Source organism: Paenibacillus sp. FSL P4-0176, assembly GCF_037975265.1.
Lineage (GTDB): Bacteria > Bacillota > Bacilli > Paenibacillales > Paenibacillaceae > Paenibacillus > Paenibacillus amylolyticus.
In genome coordinates, this window is record NZ_CP150242.1 from 2,988,226 (window position 1) to 3,005,169 (window position 16,944).

The 16,944-nt window shown below is 45.4% G+C and carries 12 protein-coding genes; 10 read left to right on the top strand and 2 right to left on the bottom strand.

Annotation, left to right across the window (positions count from 1 at the left end; genetic code table 11):
* Positions 1-209: 209 nt before the first annotated feature.
* From MKY95_RS13840 to MKY95_RS13885, 10 genes are all read left to right on the top strand, one after another.
* On the top strand, positions 210-1,415 hold the full coding sequence (locus MKY95_RS13840; RefSeq protein ID WP_339199252.1) for an ROK family protein: 1,206 nt from the start codon (positions 210-212) through the stop codon (positions 1,413-1,415).
* Positions 1,416-1,451: 36 nt separating this feature from the next.
* Positions 1,452-2,504 (top strand): ROK family protein, encoded by a 1,053-nt coding sequence (locus MKY95_RS13845; RefSeq protein ID WP_339199255.1) that lies wholly within the window; start codon positions 1,452-1,454, stop codon positions 2,502-2,504.
* 49 nt (positions 2,505-2,553) lie between these two features.
* Positions 2,554-3,777 (top strand): MFS transporter, encoded by a 1,224-nt coding sequence (locus MKY95_RS13850; protein ID WP_243391424.1) that lies wholly within the window; start codon positions 2,554-2,556, stop codon positions 3,775-3,777.
* Positions 3,778-3,798: 21 nt separating this feature from the next.
* Entirely contained in the window at positions 3,799-6,042 is a 2,244-nt protein-coding gene (locus MKY95_RS13855; RefSeq protein ID WP_083669699.1) for a helix-turn-helix domain-containing protein, read from the top strand.
* A gap of 237 nt (positions 6,043-6,279) precedes the next feature.
* A complete protein-coding gene (locus MKY95_RS13860) occupies positions 6,280-6,654 on the top strand; it encodes a hypothetical protein (protein WP_076318102.1) in 375 nt (124 codons plus the stop codon).
* Between the two features lie 394 nt (positions 6,655-7,048).
* Positions 7,049-8,650 carry an extracellular solute-binding protein gene (locus MKY95_RS13865; protein WP_076318101.1) on the top strand — a complete coding sequence of 534 codons (1,602 nt, stop codon included), beginning with the start codon at positions 7,049-7,051 and terminating at the stop codon, positions 8,648-8,650.
* A gap of 110 nt (positions 8,651-8,760) precedes the next feature.
* A complete protein-coding gene (locus tag MKY95_RS13870; protein ID WP_076318100.1) occupies positions 8,761-9,663 on the top strand; it encodes an ABC transporter permease subunit in 903 nt (300 codons plus the stop codon).
* A gap of 38 nt (positions 9,664-9,701) precedes the next feature.
* On the top strand, positions 9,702-10,574 hold the full coding sequence (locus MKY95_RS13875; RefSeq protein ID WP_076249554.1) for a carbohydrate ABC transporter permease: 873 nt from the start codon (positions 9,702-9,704) through the stop codon (positions 10,572-10,574).
* A gap of 205 nt (positions 10,575-10,779) precedes the next feature.
* On the top strand, positions 10,780-12,498 hold the full coding sequence (locus MKY95_RS13880) for a hypothetical protein (protein WP_338708647.1): 1,719 nt from the start codon (positions 10,780-10,782) through the stop codon (positions 12,496-12,498).
* A gap of 289 nt (positions 12,499-12,787) precedes the next feature.
* Positions 12,788-13,753 (top strand): TIM barrel protein, encoded by a 966-nt coding sequence (locus MKY95_RS13885; protein WP_076318098.1) that lies wholly within the window; start codon positions 12,788-12,790, stop codon positions 13,751-13,753.
* A gap of 135 nt (positions 13,754-13,888) precedes the next feature.
* Here MKY95_RS13885 and MKY95_RS13890 read toward each other — a convergent pair whose 3' ends face one another.
* Together MKY95_RS13890 and MKY95_RS13895 are read right to left on the bottom strand one after the other, a co-directional pair.
* The gene (locus MKY95_RS13890) at positions 13,889-14,524 is read right to left on the bottom strand and encodes a response regulator transcription factor (RefSeq protein ID WP_076318097.1); all 636 of its coding nucleotides are present in this window, start codon (positions 14,522-14,524) and stop codon (positions 13,889-13,891) included.
* Complete coding sequence (locus tag MKY95_RS13895; protein ID WP_339199262.1) at positions 14,521-16,860, bottom strand: ATP-binding protein; 2,340 nt, start codon at positions 16,858-16,860, stop codon at positions 14,521-14,523. Before MKY95_RS13895 ends, MKY95_RS13890 begins: the two co-directional genes overlap by 4 nt.
* Positions 16,861-16,944: the final 84 nt, after the last annotated feature.

Consider the following 16,944-nt stretch of genomic DNA (forward strand, 5'->3'; position numbering starts at 1 on the left):
GCTGTACACCTACCAAACACGATGATATATTGAATTTAATCAATTTGTTAATAAACCTAACTAACTAAGCATTTAGCATAATTTCCAAGAGCGTTTTACAATCAGCAAGATATAGATCGAAACGGTGATATTCGTCTATATTTTGTACCCGAGAGCGACTTTAATCGAATTATGAAAAATGCTAACTAACTATAAGAGGAGGCGATAACATGGCTGGCACACCGCAGTATATCCGCAATCTGAATGAAAATCTCATCATGGATGCCCTCATAACTCAGGGAACCATGTCGAGAGCGGATATCAGCCGTCAGACCGGACTCAGTAAACCAACAGTATCTTTGGCAGTCGAACATCTGATTGACCGTAATCTGGTGAGGGAAATGGGGCCAGCTGACAACGCTCAGGGTCGAAAAGCAACCCTCATTCGTTTCAACGAAACGGCTTATTATGTCTGTGGGATAGATATCGGCGCAACTCGTATTCGGATTGCATTATCCGATCTGAATGGAGAGATCATTGCCTATCGAACATATCCCATGGTTGTTCAAGGAGCTTATGAGCGAGGAGAAGCGACGATGTTGGAGCTTCTTCGAAGCCATATGAACGAACTGCTTGATGAGAATCATCTGAACTGGGATCAGATTCAGTGCATCGGGTTTGGTATACCAGGCGTAGTGCTGCCTGAATCAGGGCGTATCCATCGTATTGTGGACTCGTTAGCGGGTCTGGAAGAAGCTTTCTCTCTAGAGTCGTTGTCAGGAGCTTTTCCCTGTGAAGTTATTCTGGAAAATGATGTGAATCTTGCAGCGCTTGGGGAGTATCGGAGTGGTGCAGCAGCAGAATATCCCTTGTTTGTTTTTTTCTCCATCGGTACAGGGACAGGCGCTGGCATCATGGTACATGGCCAACTGCTTCGAGGTTTAGGTGGCTTAACTGGAGAGATCGCAGAGATGCTGGTGGACGATGGCCGACGTCTGGAGGAAGTGCTGTCCGCTGATGGTCTGATGCAACTGGCGAAAGATTATCTAGATCAGCATGATGAACTATTATTGGAGGCTGCTGATTCGGGTGCAGATGATCTTCACAGACACCTGACTCCCGAGAAGTTATTTGAAGCTGCGCGCAGTGGAGAAGTAGAGGCGTTAGACATTCTACAACAATACAGCCAGAAGATTGCTTCCGCTCTGCGTCAGATTAGCGTTGTGCTTGCTCCAGATCTCATTGTGCTTGGCGGAGGTGTAGGAGGGAACGGTGATGTGTTATTGCCTTTACTGAGGCAGATCATCTCTGAGCAATTCCCTGTGCAACCACAGTTAATCTGTTCCAAGCTTGGTGAGCAGGCTGTTGTCACTGGCGCGGTACAGGTGGCCATACAACAAACGATGCTGAATCTTCAGCAGGAAGCCATGGAATAAGAGATTGGATATACAACATGTGAGGAGGGAAAAGGCATGACAGAATCCGTGAAAAACGTAAGTAATAATTATCAGACCAATCAGAATGGTACGGTTGGAGGTGATCTATCCGGCTGGATTGCAGGTATTGACATTGGAGGCACCAAAACATTAATGCTCTTGTCATCACAACAGGCTGGAAATGAAGTTCATGAACGTATCTTGCCTACGCTTGCCAGTGATCAGCCGGATGAGTTCTTCCGATGGTTATTCACTGAATTGGAAATATTCTGCCGCGAAGTTGGATGCAGTCTGGATCAACTTAAAGGTGCAGGCTTGGGATTCCCTGGTGTGATTCTGCAAGAGGAGGGGATACTGCGAAATGCTCCCGCTTTTCAGTGGCCTGAGCTAGATATTCGCCCTGTTATTGCGAAGTATTACAGCGGGAATATCATGTTGGATAATGATGTGAATATGGCCGCAATGGGCGAGTATGATCAAGGGGCAGCACAGGGACATCAACACTGCGTAATGGTCACGGTTGGAACAGGCATTGGATCTGCTCTTATCCTGAATGGACAGCTCTATAGCGGCCAGAATGGAGCAGCAGGTGAGATTGGGCATTTCATTGCAGGAGACGAAGGGCTTCATACCGGTTATGTTGCGGATGCGGATTCCTTTGGCGTATTTGAGCAAGTGACTTCAGGTACGGGAATTACCGAACAGGCGAGGCGTTATTTTGCTGCTGGAAAGGGAAGTTCCTTATCCCTGATCATGAGTCTGGCAGGAGGGGAAGCGGAACAGATTGAAGCCAGGCATGTATTCAAAGCAGCGGAGTCGGGTGATCTTGCTGCCCTGGAGATTCTGGAACTACCCATGCGTTATATGGCGAGAGGTCTGGCGAATATTACGGCTTTACTCAATCCTTCCATTATAGTGATCGGTGGTGGCGTGGCTGCATCCAACCCATCCTATTATCTAAATGAAATGCGCACACGCCTCCAACGTTACACTGTTCTGCCTACACTTTTAGCTGTAGCTGAACTAGGGAACAAAGCAGGAGCAATCGGGGCATTGGCTGCAATCAAGTCGAGTCTGACACGCACATAAAAATAGAGAATAGGCGAAGCAACTACAGAAATAAAGGATGGAGATCCGGATGAGAAGTAGACATATGAAGGCTTACACAGAGAAAATAAAAGCCGATTCCAATGATGCAAAACGTGTTTTACTCCAATTACAGGGTCTATATCTGTTTATGGGGCTTGCCGGGGGTATGTTTAACCCGTACATTAATCCCATATTGGTTGCACAAGGTTTTTCCAGTAAAGAAACCGGATTTATTATGGCGTTTGGCACACTTGTATCCATTATTCTTCAACCTATATGGGGAATTCTGGTAGATAAGTTTAAAAAGACACGGTTCGTACTGGTGATAAGCCTGCTTGTTCCTGCATCGTTAGCGTATTTCTACAATATTCAAGTGTACTTTATATTAATATTGATTTATACTTTATGCACTATATTCCAAGTGACTCAAATACCCGTTGCTGACTCCTATGCGGTTACAGCTGCGAGAGCCGCGAACACCTCATATGGCATGATCCGACTCTTCGGCAGCATAGGAACGGGAGTTGGGGGATTTGCCGCAGGGATGTATCTCTCCCAGTTTTCCATTCACATGTTATGGCTGCCATTTCTCCTGTTTAACATTCTGAGCGCTATACTGGCAAGTACACTTCCCCGGCAGACGAGCATATCCTCGTCCTCGGTAACCTTCTCCGTAGGTTTGGCAAGATTGCTCCGAAACCGGACATTCCTTCTATTTCTAACAGGTTGTTTCCTGGTTAACCAAACGCTCACTGCGTTTAACTCCTTTTTTGTTATTTCATTTCAGATGGCTGGCGGTTCTGTAACCATGACAGGTACGGCGTTGTTGCTTGCGTCGATTACCAATGTTCCATCCATGTTGGCAGCGGCATTCATACTCCGAAAATGGGGGCATGAACGCACGATGCTGCTTGCAGCGGGGGCCTATATGTTACGTTGGGGGATACAATGGCTATGGCCGACGCCTGAGGTCATGATTGGCGTTCAGGTGCTGCATGGGTTATCCTTCGGATTCTTTTATATCGCAGCAGTGGAATATGTGGCTTCGGTTACGGGACGGGAAATGCAGGCCACAGGACAAAGTTTATTTAACATGGTGTTTGCTGGCCTGGGCGGAATTGTTGGTAATATGCTTAACGGATATTTACTCGATTCCGGCGGTCCATCACTGATGTATCTGGCTTGCACGATCAGTGCGGCACTAGGATCAGTGATTCTGTATATCGTCAGCAGGCAGGCCAAAGAACAGAGAAGAGCATACTCATTAGAATAGAGATGGAAGGAGTTGGAGCCTATGAAAGTAAATCTGAAGCGGAATTGGCACACCAAGTTGATGTATTCGTATTTTCCTATTTTTCTGCTTACGATTTCCATTCTGATCTTTCTCTCCTTCCTGATTGTCAACGAACTCTCACGTAACGAAACACAAAAAGCTGACATGATCTCCACCCGCTATATCGTGGATACACTGGAGCGCTCACTAAGCGACATTGAACTTCGGTTGCTTGAAGACATTGGTGCAAACAAAACATATAGTCGCTTTCTGGAAGCTGGACAGGGACAATTATCGAGTCAGTTCATCTATGATGCGGCAAGTGGGCTGGGACGTATGCTGGATCAGCAGGATATGATTCAATCCATTTATCTCTATCGTATGTCCGATTCCCAGATTCTTACGCCCAGAGGCATGATGCGTTTGGAAGATTTCGAAGATCGTGCCTATATTGAGCAAGCCTTGAAAGATCGGGAGTACCTCGGTTGGAACCTGCCACGTGATTATAAGGAACGTTCCTTCGACGTACCTTCACAGGTGATTAGCATGAATAAGTGGCTTCCGTTACCGTGGGGCGGGGAAGGACTGCTCGTCATTACGATCCGCATGTATGCAGTGGAACGGCAGATTGATAACATGACCAATGAAAAGTTATCAGTTCTTCAGGTTCGGGATAAAAGCGACAATCTGATCTATACCGCGCATCAAATGGACCCTTCAGCAGGTGAAATCCTTAATCGTGTGACTGCGGACAAGCTTGGTCTGGTCTTCGAGAGTGGTATTCAATCCGGACAGCTGTATTCATGGGTATCCCTTGTTTCTTATGTGTGGATCGGTATTGGTTTATTAACGATTGTTGGTGCGGTGGCGGGACTAATCTACATTACTCGCAGAAATGCACGCCCCATCCAGCTGATCATGAATCGAATTCAGGCGTTACAGCCACGTGCCGAGGAGAATGAAGCAACTCCATCCGTCAAAGATGAACTGGCACTCATCGACCGTGCGCTGGAACATCTGATTGCTCAAACGGTTGACTATGAGAAACAACATCATGAAAACCTGTTGATTCATCGCAGACAGTTGCTTGTTGATCTGATGGAAGGAGAGCGGATGGATTCGTTCCGTCAGCGACTTCGCCATCTGCAACCGCTAGAGGAACGATTCATGGAACCGAAGAGTGTTGCTGTCCTCATTGCGGAGATGAATGGTGACGATCTCTCGACCAATCAGAATATTCTGAAGATTGCGCTTATGAACGTAGTGGAAGAACTTGTGCAGAATGAGACCCAGTTCGGCGGTTGGGCTGAATGGTTTGGGAACCGCAGGCTTATTGTAGTGATTGCATCGGATGAGCAGGAAGGACTGGACCGTGAATTACTTATGGATCTGGCTAAGCAGATGCATATGTGGATTGCGGAAAACTTCCGCCTACGGTTTACGTTCGGGATTGGACGAACCGTACCGGGCTGGGAGGAGATTACTCGTTCCTATGCGAGTGCAGATGCGGGTTTGCAGCATAGACTTACCCTAGGTAAAGATGCGATCGTTCTCAGTGAGCAACTGCCGGATCGTATTGAGCTGCAATCGTACAAGTATTTGCAGATGCTCGCAGACTTTGTCCGTGAATTCAGACTAACCGGCGATGGTTGGCGAACGCAGCTGGATCAGATGTTTGTTGCGTTTAATGAAGATCAGATTACAGATAACGATATTCGAATGTTGCTGCAGGCGTTAATCCAGATGTTGTCCCGTGAATTCGGGGAACTGTCTGAGCGTTTGCAAAGCCAATTTTCCGAGGAAATCCTGACTCGTCTTCGCAGTGATATCCAGCAGGTGGAGACACTGGAGGGGATTCAAGAGATTTTGCAGGAGTGGCTTAAAGAGGTTTATCGCAATTATGTATCTGTGAATGAAACGAAAAGTCATCGCGCGATGATCAACGAGCTGCGGATATATATTGAAGAGCATTTTGATGATCCGGATCTGTCGCTGAAACATCTGAGTGATCGGTTCCAAATCTCGGGCAAATATGCGAGTTATTTGTTCAAGGAAGAGTTTGAGATGAAGTTTGTTGATTTTCTGGTGAAACTGAGGGTCGAAAAGGCCTGTCGTCTGTTGTCTGCATCCGATATGGCTGTTCAGGATATTGCTCTTCAAGTGGGATACGCCAATGCAATTTCCTTCGGCAGAGTATTTAAACGGATTATGGGCGTGACACCAGGAGACTACCGCAAGCAGGGTGGAAAACAAGGGGATCAATAACGGAATTGCACGTGTTAGAACATCCGAGTATCGGGTGAAATCCAATAATCTTAGAGATATCAATGAAATCTCCTGTATGAGGCAATAAGGTTTTGTCCCTTATCGTCCTTTACAGGAGATTTTTTGGCTGTTCAACCACGATCTTAGGCCAGTGTGGCTGATATGTTGTTAAGGAATTTTACGAATGTCCTATACTAGCAGTATGACAATTCATAGATTAATAGGGCAGGAGTGAAGATGGTGTACAAACACGGACAGCAAGTGTGGGGATCGGTAGATATCAGTAAACAGGTTACCATTACAGCAAGCAACAACACATTTACATTTCATGTAGATGACTTGTCTTATACGATAACTATACCTGTTGGTACCTACACGACAAGTCAACAAAGGCATGAATCCGAACTTATTCAGGCCATTTCGAAGGCAGGGGCAGCTCAGAACATTCCAGTACGATTTATTTTGGGCGGAATGCATTATGATGAGAAGTATAATGTGTTGATTTTGGAACATACGGACACGATCAACGAACATGTCATCGATCAATTTGCGGGAAATGTCATCGATACGTTGTTTGGTCAAATGAAGTTTAATCTTCCGCCGAGGAATTAGTCGTGGAATCGTTCTACACGTGTTGCTAAACAAGGAGATCACATAAGATGTGGTCTCTTTTTCATTTTTTGAAGAGAGATTTAATGGAAAAAAGATTATTGCAAGATGGGTGATGCCAGATTGTCTATGAGAAATCAAAATGAATGCAACACAATATGTTATTATAGTTAACATTAAAGGTGTGAAAATTGTATATTGTCAGGAAATATGTTTATATATCGCGGTATTTAACTTAAAAAACGTGAATTTCACATTTTGAAAATAGTTTATTGTCTAAATATCAGATCGTATGTAATGATTAGTGACATTCATAGGTGCAACAAAATGGGATGAACAAAGTGGAGTGGCAATCATGTGAATCCATTCAGAGAGTGTGCGAAAGGGGAAAGGTCAAATGAGATTATTTCAAAGATGTAAGGCAGGAAAGGCAAGTTCAATCCTCGCAGTGGTAACAGCATTCACTCTATTATTATCTGCATGTTCATCAGGAAGCGAATCAACATCTTCATCAGGAGAGTCGAGCTCGGGGGAAAAAACGACTTTGAAAGTAGAAATCTTCGATCGGGGAAACACTCCGGCGGGCTACACCATTTCAGACAGTTATCTGACTCGCTTCATTCAAGAGAAGTTTGGTGATCCAAACAACATCGATGTCCAGTTTGTTCCGGTGCCACGCTCGGAGGAAGTACAGAAACTTAACGTTCTGATGGCGAGTGGCTCTGAAGTACCTGATATCGTCTTTACCTACGATTCGGGAACATTCAACCGGTATGCAGAGCAAGGAGGTCTGACTGAACTTACGGATCTGATCAATCAAAGTGGTCCTAACCTGAAGAAGTTCCTGGGAGATGAAACGCTGGCCTACGGTCAATACGATGGACAACAGTTCGCGGTTCCAGGTAAACGTCTTGTACTTGGCAAGTACGCATCCTATGTTCGTCAGGACTGGCTGGATGCACTTGGATTGCCTTCCCCTGAGACAGCTGAGGAGCTGCATACAACACTGAAGGCCTTCAAGGAAAAAGATCCGGGTAAGGTTGGCACAGGACTTATTCCTATGGGGATGTCCATTGCCTCGGCTCAATATGAACCACTGATCTGGTCATTCATTGAACCGCTGACGGAAGAACAGAAATATACATTAACGCAGCAACTGGGTTCCAATGACTATCCAACGTTGTTGCCTGGTTTCAAGGACGCTCTGAAATATATGAACACACTATATAATGAAGGATTAATGAGCAAGGACTTTGGACTCGATAAAGACAAGAAAAAGCTGTGGGAAGATGTATCTAATGGCAAAGTTGGATTCTACACCGAGGATGCGGGAGAGATTTATATCTCCGGTACGTACAAAAACCTGCAAACCAATCAACCTGGTGCAGTGATGACACCGATTGATGCATTCAAAAACTCCGAGGGCAAATTTGCCAAACCGGCATATGCACCCAATGCGATGTATGTCATGATTCCAAAATCGAGCAAAAATGCGGAAGCAGCGATGAAGTATCTGGATTGGATGGCTTCGGGCAACAACCTGTTCGACCTGCAATTCGGTGTTGAAAACGAGAACTATGAACTTGTGGATGGGGTACCACTGATCAAAGATGATGCTTCTCCTGAAATTGCAGGCCGTATCTATAATTCCGGTGACATTGCCATTATCGTGAACGGTAAATACGTTGGGGATGACAAGAAAAATGAAGAGGCCTATGTCGTACAGGTAGAGTCGAAGTATCGGGATGATATGCGCAAGTCGGTAGCGATCTCTAACACGGACACCATTCAACCGGTACGTTTCTCCAAACCGATTGAGGCGGAAGCACGCTACGGTAACGGCTTGAAAGACAAGTTTATGGAGTTTTTCGTGAAAACAACCATTTCCAAACCCGCTGATTTTGAAGCGACGTATGACAGCATGATGAAGGACTACATGGCGAGCGGTGGTCAAGCAATCTTGGATGAACGTACAGAAGCTTACAAAGCGATGAAATAAGTAGAGTAGAGATCACATCTAATGTGTATGACAACAAAGAACAGGGATTTATTAGGGCGATGGCAACATCGCCTTGATGAAGAATCCTGAATGACATGGGGGGAAGGTATATGAAAACAAGCATCTATTTCCGCAGAAACTGGCAACTATATGCGTTGCTCCTACTGCCCATGATCTACTTCATTATTTTCAAGTATGGGCCAATGTATGGCGTGCAGATTGCGTTCAAGGACTTTAACTTCTTTCAAGGGATCGCCGGTAGTGAGTGGATTGGCTTGGATGCATTCAGAGAAGTGTTTCAAAATCAGGGATTCTACGCGGCATTACGCAACACGTTAGTGCTTAACATGCTGGATCTACTGGTCTCCTTCCCGGCACCACTTATATTAGCCATCTTATTGTTCGAGCTGAAAAAGGCCTGGTTCAAAAAGTTGGCACAGACTTTACTGTACATTCCTCACTTTATTTCGTGGGTCATTATTGGAGGGATCGTACTTCAGGTATTCGGTACACAATCCGGTTTTATTAACAATATCTTGATGAGCATGGGATTTGATCCATTACCTTTCCTTTCAGACAAAAACTATTGGCTCTTCACGTATCTTGCGGTAGGTGTGTGGCAGAGTGCAGGCTGGGGTACGATTCTGTATCTGGCATCTCTCACGGGCATTAACCGGGAACTCTACGAAGCCGCAGAAGTGGATGGAGCAAGTCGGCTACGCAGAATCTGGCACATCTCCTTGCCAGGCATCAAAACAACGATTGTTACCTTATTGATCATCAATGTCGGCAACATGATCTCTATCGGCTTCGACCGACCGTTTATAATCGGTAACGTGGCTGTACGTGAATACTCGGATGTGCTCAGCACATTTGTCTATCGTGTCGGTTTACAGTCTGGTCAAGTTACGCTCGCAACAGCTGTAGGTTTGTTCCAGGCATTAGTTGGACTTGTTTTCATACTCGGAGCGAACTATACGTCCAAGAAATTAACCGATGAGAGCATTATGTAGTGGATTGAATCACATATGATCTGTAAGGAGTGAGTGGGATGTCTGAAAACACGGCGAATCGAATATTCAACACGGTAAACGTCATTCTTATTATCATTACGATGGTGCTGTGTCTTGCACCATTCATTCATATTATTGCGATCTCGCTCAGCTCAAACCGGGCGATCGGTTCAGGAGAAGTTTCCTTTTTCCCCAAAGAGTTATCGTTTGAGGCGTATACCAAGGTATTTGCAGATGGATCAATGATTCGTTCCCTCATCTATACCATTTGGCTGACCGTCCTGAGTACGGTGCTAAGCATGGTGATGACCATTGCAGCAGCTTATCCACTGGCGAAGAGCAATCTGAAAGGGCGCAAGTGGTTCATGCTTGTCATTGTGGTGACGATGTTCTTCAGTGGCGGCATTATCCCCGAGTACATTCTGATCAAAAATCTACATCTACTCGATAGCACATGGGGACTTATTCTGCCTGGATTGATTAGTCCGTTTTATATGATTATCCTCATTACCTTCTTCAGAGGTATTCCCGAAAGTCTAGAAGAAGCAGCAGGCATTGATGGAAGCAGCCACTTTGGAACACTTATGCGCATTATTTTGCCACTATCCCTTCCGGTTATGGCGACACTGAGCTTATTCTACGCGGTAGGACGATGGAATGGTTTCCAGGATGCACTCATGTATATTACGAAGCCTGAACTATACCCTTTGCAATTGAAATTGTATCAGATGATTCAGCAAAACCAGATTACAGAACTGATGCAGAACGAAGGTATTGGTGCTGTTCAAGTCCTGCCTGAGAGTCTGAAAGCAGCCAGCGTTATATTCTCCACGTTACCGATCCTGCTTGTGTATCCGTGGTTGCAGCGGTACTTTATCAGTGGCGTAATGGTAGGTGCTGTAAAAGGTTAATAGAGGTTGTTCAAAAAGTTCACTTTTGATTACGAATGATGCCTAGTGGCATCATCAGCATCGAATATGAAATTTAGCCGAAATGTCCGTTGCTCACGTAGTTGTCCTACGCTCCGCTACTCCATTTCTAGCTTAATTCCATCTTCTTGGTACTGAAAACTGATCTTTTTGAACACACACCTATAGTCTCGGGAGGTCACATGACATGACACAACGAATGGTAGAGAAGATGTCGAAAGAGCAAAAGTATCTTATAAATCAGTCCATGTTGATGATGGATAGCTTTTATGACGAGAAAGTGGATCTGCTTCGTAGTTTCGAAGAAGAGGATTCATCGCAGCACAGCACACGAGCCAGTGCACATTATGCGCTCGGGTTGTTGATTCGAAATGAGCCTGGTGATGTGAAACGCGCGATACGAGTGTTCCACAAGGTGCTCGATGTTCAATATGACGCTCCGGATGAGATCTATCACGGAACCTTCGCGACCCGACCAACTGATGTGCATCCACCAGCGGGTCACTATGCTTGGAAATCTTTTGCGCCAGGCACGGCCTATTTCCTGGAACGCACCTTTGAGAAGGTGTCTGCGCAGTTTATCCATAAACTACTGGACGAGGGTTCTCTGCTCACAGAGGCCGCAGATCCCAAGCAACTGAAGCACCTGTTTCATTCGGCAGTGAATCAGGTTCTGCCACCGGTCTGGATCAGTTATGATCCCAACTGGCGCGAGTTTATCGCTTGTGTCTGTGTGGTCGTAACTGCCGAATTCGCCGAACTTATGCCGGAGACACTCATGAAACGGATGGACCATGCGATGGAACTGGCTGTTCAAGGGTCAATAGAACGCAGGTTATCCGACGTAATTCCAATGAACACGAATATTGAGTTGATGCATATTTTCATTACCCACTACTACGGCCATCGCTTGAACCGAACAGATTGGATTCAGCATTCGGATGAACAGGCGGAGGGGTTGATGAAGGAGTTCGAACAATACGACGGTACATTCGCCGAGTTCAATACGACAACGTATTACGGAGTGGATCTGTCCGTGCTTGGCATGTATCGAAAGTATGGACTCACGGAACGTTTGATCGAAATTGGACACCGGATTGAAAATGGGCTGTGGAATAACATTGCGCTATATTATAATGCCAACTTGGAGAATCTCTCCGGCCCGTTCTCTCGGGCGTACGACATGGAGATGCGAGAGCATAGTTCGATCGGTGTTTTTATCTATCTCTTGCTTGGAGAAGGGTATGAATATCTAGCAGGAATCAACTGTGAGTCAGGCCATGATCCACTGATTGCGCTCCTTGGGGTGGATGTGCCCGCTGAAGCCGTGCCGTATTTCAAGGCTCATCAAGAAGATCGGCTTGTGCAGAAACAGTTCGTGGAACTGTGTGAGCGCAATGATCCAACGTCCAATCGGAATTTGTGTACAGCCAAAGCCTGGATTGGTGAGGATCGGATGATCGGGGCCATGTCGGGAAGTGTGAATACGAATGGACAGATGCATCCAGCCACGATCCACTGGCAGACAGAGACGGGGGAGCGTTATTATCTTCGCTTGATCCGCCGTGAGGTAGGCGAGGGGTGGAACAGCCATCTGCGCGGAATAACGTTTGATGCGGACCTCACGCCAGATTCGTTAACCATTGATGTGGAGCTGGATACGGCGGAAGAGATCGACGTTTATTTTGAAATCAGAGGGCCATCCCTTCGTCAGCAGGACATTACACCAGTGTTATGGCAGTTCCCTGGACTTGCGTGTACCGTGAAGGCTGAAGCACCTGAACCATTCGTGTTAATGTACGTGAATCATGCGGAGATCATCTATCGTTATGTGCCTGGGAAGACGGCAAACAAGATGAGATTTGAATTGACTTTTCGTGAAGACAACGGTTTGAGGAATAAATAGGTATATAAGATGAACTGAACATTTACACGAGAACGAAGAGTGCAGAACCGATCTGAAGAAGCGGAGCGTTCGCCTGAAAGCTTTCTGCAAGAAAGCTGCATCGGAAGCATAAGCTATCACCGGATTTTTCCCTTTGGAGAAGGGGATCAAAAAAATCTGGGGATAACAGCGATCAGAAGATGGTACTGCAATTGGAGTGATCTAGTATAAAGTGTATTGGTTCAACTTATATAGATAGAGATAAATGGAATATGAATGGGCGATAGAATGAGAGACAGGAGGACCAATGATGTATACGGACAAACAGGAATATTCATTCTCAACATGTTGGAATATCAAACGTCATACGACCGGACAAGGCATGATCGAGGAGATCAAGTCTCTTGGATTCAAACAAGTTGAGCTGAATTATAACGTTACGGAAGAGATGCTGCAGACGATAGAACCGATGATTGAACGGGGCGAGATCGGTGTATCCAGTGTGCATAATACATTCCCGCATGTGGCTGACCCTGATTACGGGACGGATTCCGTCCTGCTTGGATTCGATGATGAGCCGCGCCGCAAACGGGCGATTGAACTGTTACTTCGCTCAGCCGAGTACGCACATCGTTATGGTGCCAAGGCTGTTGTTGTACATCCCGGTGAGGTTCCGTTTGAATACAATATAGATGAAGCGTTGAAAAAGATATACCACGATCAAGGACCGGATTCACCGGCATATCAATCTTTATGGCAAGAGATGCTGGAGAAACGGGAAGATGGCAGCGCACATTACCTGAGCCGGATTCAGGAGAGTCTGGAAGAGGTATGTGACTTGTCGGAGCAGCGAGGATACGGGGTGAATTTCGGTATTGAGACCCGTTCACGCTGTTATCAGATGCCGACTTTGCACGAAGCAGGAACGATTATTGGACAAATGAAGGGCGCACCGCTTGGTCTCTGGTACGATATTGGTCACGGCATGATGATGGATCGAATGGGGCTGTACGATAATGTACGACAGGCTAACGCGTTGATTGATCACGTGGTTGGCGTGCATATTCATGAAACTGTAGGGTTGGCAGATCATTGGTGTCCATACATTCATAGTAAAGACATGACCTTTTTTGATTCATTTTTGGATATCATTGATCGTTCGCCAGTGAAAGTATATGAGCTGAAAGCCGCGTGTACACCGGAAGAAATCGATGAGAGTCATGGAATAATCACGGCTCGTATTGCTGAACGTCATGCGGCGCGTCAGCGCGGATAGGGAGCACACGCATCAAGCATGAATGCACCTTATAGAAAAGTTAACCAACAGATAGAGCGGTTCAGAACAAACCTCAGGTTGTATTACAGGGTGTTCTGCCGCTCTTTTGTTGTTCTTTTAAACGGGTACATGTTTTTACCGTTTCTCAGGGAGTGTTACGTCACCGAGAATCCCTGCCTGATAGCCTTTGACTACAGCACCAATTCTGGACTTCACACCAAATTTCTGCGTAATAGAGGTTATATGATACTCCACTGTACGTTGACTGATCGCCAGATCCTGTGCGATCTCCTTGTTGGTCATCTCCAGTGCAATGCGGTTAAGCACTTCCCGTTCAGTTGCTGTGAGTGATTCCTCCAGATTAGGGGATAACATGGTCTCTGGAATAAGAACATGTCCCAACATACTTTGGTGAATGGCGTTGATAATCTGTCCATACGTTGCTTGTTTCGACAAGTAGGCATGGACGCCCAGATCATAAGCTTTTAACTGGAATTCGTGATAGTTGTATCCGGATAACAATATAATTTTGACGGATAACCCGTATTGAACTTTCAATCTTCTAACAACCTCGAACCCGTCAAGCTGGGGCATGCGGATATCCATCACAACAACATCTGGTCGCAACACCTCTACTTCGGATAAAAAAAGAAATGGGTCGCTGAATGTCTTCACTACCTGTATGCCGGGTTCGCGGTTTAAGCGGTTGTTGAGACCTTCCATGACCAGGGGGTGATCATCAAGTAGTACGACTGTAATGGGTTCGCTCATTGTTCAGTTGCTCCTTTGGTTAAAGGCAAACGGATGTTGATTGAGGTTCCTTTGCCAAGGCTGGAATGTATGGTGAATTCTCCACCGAGATGTTGAATGCTGCTCTGTATGGATATCAAACCGAAGTGCCCTGTTGCAGTATCAAATGTGGTATGAACATTAAATCCCAAGCCATCATCCTCTACTTGGAGAATCAAGTCAGTATCCCTTGTATGTACCTGAATATAGCAAAACGACGCCTGTGCGTGCTTCATCACATTCATGATAAGTTCGCGGATCGTCCGAAAGACGGTGGACTTCAGAGGTTCGTGCTTCAACTCTTCAGAGAGGGCGTTGTAGTTTAGTTCCATTCTGATGCCACTTTGCATTTGAAGTGTACGGATGAGCCATTGCAACGCTTCCTCAAGATCACTTCGATCCATAATATGAGGGTAGAGATCATCACACAATTGGCGTATATCTCTTTGGGAAGCATACAGGCACTCCAGCCAAACAGCCGTTTGATCCTTATGCGTCTCTCCGGTATCGTGTAATTCCTCCAAATCACGAGACAGGAAAATCAGATTTTGAAGCAGTTGATCATGAAGGAAATAAGAGGTTTTCATACGCTCTGCCTGTTGGGATTCCATCATAATGTCATTGAACTGCCGATGACGGCGTATCTGGTGTTCATGAAGAGCTGTCTGGTCTACACGGTATTCATATCGCTTCTGCAGATCGGATAAGAGTCTGCCATTGACGAGCATTCGAATTGCTTCCAGCCTGCCTTTATCAATGATATCCTGTTCCTCTGCTGAAAAAAGGGTGCGATTTTTTTTGTGACCAATGCCCAGAAATCCTATCGTCTCCGTAGTGGGTTCACCTGACAGCTCCCAAACCTGTGCCAAATCAACTTTCTGTCGTAAAACTTCAATATCCAACGCCTGGTTATCTATATTCTGAATGGAAGTAAAAATCCCTGTACCTTCCTGAGAATATCTGTGTTTATCATCAATCCATATGACAATTACACCTTCAATATCCAGCATCTTGTGGAACATCTCGGTAAACACGTGAATCATGTCCCGCATGTTTTGCTGCTCAGCCATTCGCACAGTCAACCGCAGTTGCTGGTGTTCCAGCCAGTCTTTGTTAAGTTTGTTTTTCTTGCGTGAGCGTGTGAGCGTGTACTGATACACCCAAGTGATCAGCAAAAACGAGACAAACAGCAAGCTGATATGAATTAACGAATGCAGGTGAGAAGCAGCCAGAAACAGTAAAAATACGATTAAAGCATATAGTCCATGAATCATCAATCTTGGCATAACCAGTTTGAAGTCAAGCATACTCCGTTGTACAAGTACATAAGTGAACATCCATGATAAAGGCAGAAATCCAATTAATGTGTACTCTACAGGCAATAATGGTTCACCTTGAAGCAGGGTTGGAATAGCAAAACATATGATGAAGGGAATCAGGCTAACAAGTATTCCTGTTAACATGAGCAATAGCTGGTTCTGCTCCTTGCGATTGTAGCTTTTACGATAAACCCATGTCATCCAGATTAAGATCAGAAGGGTTGCACAAAGAATAAAGTTAAGCAGATTGGTTGGACCAGACGGTGCAACAGGAGTACTGACGGTAGTAATGCCTTGATTGAACTGAACATCGGTCATCATCCACTGCTTGATGTACAGAAAGGCAAGGCCGGTAGAGTAGGCAACGGCAATACATCTGCTGATGATTAATAACCATCGGAAACGATGCAGACGGGTACGGAATACAAAAGACACATAAAAAGCAGTTAGACAGTAAGGTAACCATGCCGCACAAAAGGCCAGAATATAATTAGATAAAGGCAACTGGGATGTGTATATCGTCAGTATACATATGGCCATGGACAGGTTAAGGAGGTAGAACAGACGCATCACTCGTGAACCGGGTTGGTTAAAGAAGGCATAGGTTCCGGTCAGCAACAGCAATAATTCTACAATGGATGAGAAGCCGATGTTAAACCATTCACGTGGTCCAGGCTTCATTGTATGTTCGGATGCCTGACCGCGAGAAGTCTCAACGCCGATGGTGTAGGCTTCAGTCACTAAGAATACACCTTTTTGATGGAGTAACTGGACTTCTCTTTTGGGTTCCAGCGAGATAATGGTGTCACCCGATCTTATTCCGGATGTATAAGCTAACCCTTGCGGATCTACATCATGTACTACCCAAGAATTGGAGGCATTTGGCGTTAACGAAAGTCCGATATAAGGATTCATAAAAGAAGAGATATGGATATACGTGGCAGTCAGTATAAAGCACAACATCGTTACAAACCACACGAAATTAAATTTAGTTTTCATGAATCTATGTAATGAGAGTTTTAGTCGCATGGTACAATCATCCGTTCTTATAAAATGCATCATTGGTAAAATGAAGTGGAAAAA